Below are 4671 nucleotides of genomic sequence, written 5' to 3' on the forward strand. Positions count from 1 at the left end.
AAAGCGAGTTTCTAGAACGAAAAAAGCGGTTCACGAAACCTCTTAACCTTTACAGAACGATATTTCTCGCGATTTCTTGGCCTTGATTGACTAGCCAAGCCGATTTCTTTTATCTATTAGTCTAGAGTCAAGGTAGGCGAGAGGCCCCGAAAAATCCTTAACCGAGAGGTATTCGGGCTTGAAAAACTCGCCCGGCTTCGCTTTTCGCGTTGATTCAAGAGAATTTTTCCCATAAAATTCGTGTTTGGTTTTGGAAAACGGAGGATCTCGCTCGCTTTACCCCTTCTTTCCTTCACCGAGAAGTATCACGCCCGATCGGGTGATCGCGACGGGCGGACGGAAGACTCCAAACCCGATCGGTCTGTCGCCCGGCGTGATGGGAGACGCGATGGGTTCAAGATGATCGGGCGGGATACCCCTCTTTCATCAGAGTAGGATCGGTTCCTGTTGGCAATCCGAGCCGAAACGCTTGTCTATCAATGGTTTCACGAGAATTGAGCGTTGTTACGACCCGATCGAGGGAAACTGTCAGCAACTCAATCCCGAAATCCTTGCCCAGTAAGGGAATCGTTCGATCGCGGGATCGACGGCATTCCACCTCTGACAGAAAAGGGATACAGCCTTTCTCGTAAAGGTGAAGTACATACCAACCCTTACCGCTAAAAGATTCCAACCGCGAGAACGTACCTTATGTATCTGAGAAAGGCTGTAATTTATTTCATTCCTTAGATAGATGTCGGGAATTTCTATCGTAATGGGAGTCGAGCCAACAAACTGGCAACGATTCACCGGAAGGGAAAATTAAATGCGATTTGGTAAACGGTTCCGGATCTTGCATCTCTTGCCCGCTGTGAAATCGTCCCTCGACTTTCGCTAGAAAAGGATCGATCAATTCGTCTAAATTCAGAACCTCTACTAAATTCCCCGAGGGTTGATGTTTTAAAAACATATTCTCTCCCGAATTTTAATCTTTATATCTATCCCGATCCTGTCAATCCGCGGGGAGCGCTGACGGAAATGAAATAAAAATATAACCTTTCCGGCCGGAAACGCTATCGACAACGGTAGGGGGCTTTCCGGGACGAGCGAGCGAGAGTTCCGCTTCCGAAAACCGATCGGGCGATCGCCGGGGATAGATTCGCCGATTTTAAAAAAGATGTGACCGATACAGAATAGAGTATGCTGAGAAAATCCTTATTAGATAAAGATTCGTGGCTTATGGGAACGTCTCGTCCGGGTTGGTCTTTAGATTGTCGCGATCCTGATTTTATCCGAGCGTTTCAGCCTCTATGGGGCTGGTTTTACGAACACTATTTCCGCGTCCGAACCGAGGGCTGGGAACAGATCCCCGACGGCCGGGTGATGTTTGTCGGCTCTCACAACGGCGGGATGGCCGCTCCCGATATGTTCATGATGCTCTACGACTGGTTCGAGCGTTTCGGAACCGATCGGGTTGTTTACGGTCTCATGCACCCGACGGTGTGGAAAGTCTATCCTCCTCTCGCTTTCCTGGCCGAGCGCGCCGGGGCGATCGCCGCCCATCCGAAAATGGCGATCGCCGCCCTGGAGCGCGATGCCAGCCTTCTGGTATATCCCGGCGGCGCGCAAGACGTGTTCCGCCCGTTTCACCAACGCGATCGCATCCATCTCCGCGGTCGCGTCGGTTTTCTTAAAATCGCGCTCGAACACCATCTGCCGATCGTCCCCGCCGTTTCCTGGGGCGCCCACGATACCCTGCTGGTATTAGCCGATATCTATCCCCTCGCGCGACAAATTCACGAACTGGGCTTACCCTGGCCGTTCGGGATCGATCCCGAGGTCTTCCCCATCTACCTCGGTCTACCCTGGGGACTCGCCCTCGGTCCCCTACCGAATCTCCCCTGGCCCCGACCGATCGCGACCCGTGTCGGCGCGCCGATCTACTTCGAGCGTTACGGCGCGGAAGCCGCCCGCGATCGCGTTTACGTGGAGGCCTGCTACGAGCGTGTCCGTCACCAAATGCAACGGGAACTCGATCTTCTCGTCGCTAAGTATCCCTAGCCTACCGGGACGGGAGCGGAATTACCGTTTTCGGAAAATGATCGAGAGATTATTCGCGGGCATGGAAACCACCTCGATTAAACTAAATCCTCGCTCGTCCGCCGCCGCGCTCACTGCCTCCAAATCGCGAACCCCCCATTCGGGATTCGCGGAACGTAGGGAAAGATCGAAAGCCTCGTTAGACGGGGCGGTGTGTTTTCCCGAACGTTTGTAGGGTCCGTAAAGGTAGAGAACGCCATCGGTCGGTAGCACTCGGGAAGCGCCCGACAGGAGAGCTAAACCCGCCGACCACGGGGCGATATGGATCATGTTGATATTGACGATCGAGGAGATCGGTCGCTTCTCCCGTTCTACCGCCCAGACCGGTTCGTGAACGTCGATCGTTAGCGGGGGGAGCGGGTTGTCGAGTCGGAGATACTCGCGCCAGGCCCGGATACTATCGAGGGCGATCGAATTACAGTCCGAGGGAATCCAGAGACGGGGGGATAAACGCTCGGCGAAGAAAACGGCGTGTTCTCCCGTCCCGCTAGAGATCTCTAGAATATTGCCCTTCTCCGGCAGTACCCGGGCGAGAACTTCGAGAATCGGCTGTCGGTTCCGTTGCGTGGCGGGGGCGTACTGGCGTAAATCGGACATGAGCGGCGGGAATCAAGAAATTTTCAGAAAAAATCGGTTTTCGAGGTGAAAATTTTAAAAAAGAGGATTTTTCGGGGGGAGATCGGCTCGGGATGTAGCCGTCAGCCTACAGTTGTTGCCGGTAAAACTTTTCTACCCTCCGGACGTACTCGGCGGTAGCTCCCGTTTCACAGCCGTTATCCTTGCCGGTCATCCACCAGCAGGCGGCTTGACGGACCGCCAGTTTAGAATCCCCCGTCGATCGAAGCCGTCGATCGAGTTCCCGTCCGGCGATACAGGAGACCGTTTCTCTCGCGGCCGCGCGATCGGCATCGAAAGCGGCCGGTGACATCGCCTTACCGACACACTGTTTCGTCCAGTTCGGGATAATGCCCGGTAAGACCTGCCAATCGCTGTACATCCCGTCGTTAGGTCGCTGGGGTGGGGCGGCCAATCTCAACGCCTCGACAAAAGCTTGAAGTTGCTTCGATTGAATTCTCTCCCGCGCGGCCCCCGCTCCCGACGCGGTTAGAACCGAGGAACCGAGAAGAATTCCCACCCCGATCGCTAATTTTAAACGGTTTCTCATAACGAACACTCCAAAGCGCGAATGCGGACACCGAGGCTAGATTGTAACAGAGCCAGTCCCCGATCGGCTTTTCCCCCGGAAAACGCGATCGTCAACTTCTGAACCCGAATTAAAATACACCCCGGTTAATCGGGGGGAATCGCGGGAAAATTCGCGCTCGGTGTCCCGAATAGCCCGCGGAACACGAGATAGGCGATCGCCCGGTCGTCGATCGCCAGCATCCGAGAACCGAGAATATCGATCGGAAAATGAACTCCTAGTGGGACTTAAACGGATCGTCTAACTTTTTAAGCTATAATCGAGTCATAACAAGCTTTCACGTCAAAGTAGCCCTGATGCGAGAAACGACCCCATCAGCTATGCCGCCCTGCTTCGAGAGATGGTGCGCTCTTTTCGATGACTGTTTCAAGAACCGGTCACAAAAAGATGGCTGACTACACTATTTAGGCGGATTATTAGGAGAAAGCGAGCGGAAAAACCTTACCCAGATGGCCAATAATTCGGTGGGAGTGGCTTATCACCGATTACATCATTTCTTGACCGAGGCTCCTTGGTCGGCGACCCAAATTAACCAACGTCGTCTGGAAGTGATGAACAAATGCTCGCAGACCCGGCTCGGTGTGGGCTTCACGTTGATTTTGGATGACTCGGGGCATCGAAAAAGTGGCAATTTTACCGAGGGGGTCGGGAGACAATACCTCGGTGAGATCGGCAAAACAGACAACGGAATCGTGGTAGTGACAACCCATCTCTACGACGGAAAAAAAAGTTTGCCATTAGATATCGAGCTCTATCAACCCGCTTCCTCTCTACCGTCGGCAAAAGAAGAGGTCGAGTTTAAAAAGAAACCCGGGAGCATCCCATTTTTGCGCTAAGTATAAAAACTTAGCGGATCTCTCCGTTGAGATAGGCGCAACGTAAATTTAAATACCGGGGTATGTTATCCGCTTTCCACTGAGCCCCGACGATTTTCATCCGGTTGCCGATTTGTTTAATCGCCGACTCGACACTTCCCGAACCGATACAAATTCCTAATTCTTGATACAAGCTATAATCGGGAATCCTCGAACGATGTTTTGGCACGTAAGCTCGAAAATTGCGCGCCTCCTTACCTGACCATCGCGAAATTTCTCCTAGACCCTCATCTATCTGTCCTTGCCATAAATAATTCTCGACTCTTTTAAGCAGAAGTGTTGAACGATAGAAACAAAGCGATAAAAAAAAGCCTCTAAGATGATATAATAGAGGCTATATTTCAATTAAATACTGATTTAATGCTATCGAACCTACCCTCGCTTGTCAAGAAAGTTCTCGGTCGTCTACCCGATGACGATTATCCGAAATTAACCACGAGACTATTCGCATCAATTTGGTTACCGCTCTTTTATCACTCTAGGGTCGGGGAAGATAGAAACCTCGCGGAAAGA

At 52.2% G+C, this 4671-nt stretch carries 4 protein-coding genes and 2 pseudogenes; 2 read left to right on the forward strand and 4 right to left on the reverse strand.

The genetic code is table 11. The annotated features are described in order from the left end of the window. Nucleotides 1-718: 718 nt before the first annotated feature. Nucleotides 719-949, reverse strand: a complete 231-nt coding sequence (locus tag V0288_RS24830) for an acetyltransferase (protein WP_332867885.1) — start codon at nt 947-949, stop codon at nt 719-721. A gap of 230 nt (nt 950-1179) precedes the next feature. Here V0288_RS24830 and V0288_RS24835 point away from each other — a divergent pair, with 230 nt between their 5' ends. Further along, the gene (locus V0288_RS24835; RefSeq protein ID WP_332867886.1) at nt 1180-2040 is read left to right on the forward strand and encodes a lysophospholipid acyltransferase family protein; all 861 of its coding nucleotides are present in this window, start codon (nt 1180-1182) and stop codon (nt 2038-2040) included. A 21-nt stretch (nt 2041-2061) separates the two neighbouring features. Here V0288_RS24835 and V0288_RS24840 read toward each other — a convergent pair whose 3' ends face one another. Both V0288_RS24840 and V0288_RS24845 read right to left on the reverse strand, forming a co-directional pair. Beyond that, the gene (locus V0288_RS24840) at nt 2062-2676 is read right to left on the reverse strand and encodes a DUF938 domain-containing protein (protein ID WP_332867887.1); all 615 of its coding nucleotides are present in this window, start codon (nt 2674-2676) and stop codon (nt 2062-2064) included. Between the two features lie 106 nt (nt 2677-2782). Next, entirely contained in the window at nt 2783-3244 is a 462-nt protein-coding gene (locus V0288_RS24845; RefSeq protein WP_332867888.1) for a hypothetical protein, read from the reverse strand. Nucleotides 3245-3579: 335 nt separating this feature from the next. Here V0288_RS24845 and V0288_RS24850 point away from each other — a divergent pair. Then, nucleotides 3580-4095 (forward strand): annotated as a pseudogene (locus tag V0288_RS24850) (IS701 family transposase); the annotation flags it as partial. Between the two features lie 34 nt (nt 4096-4129). On the opposite strand, the pseudogene V0288_RS24855 reads toward V0288_RS24850, so the two are convergent. Next, a pseudogene (locus tag V0288_RS24855) lies at nt 4130-4354 on the reverse strand (ISKra4-like element ISMae18 family transposase); the annotation flags it as partial. Nucleotides 4355-4671: the final 317 nt, after the last annotated feature.

Source organism: Pannus brasiliensis CCIBt3594 (assembly GCF_036688125.1).
GTDB lineage: Bacteria > Cyanobacteriota > Cyanobacteriia > Cyanobacteriales > Microcystaceae > Pannus > Pannus brasiliensis.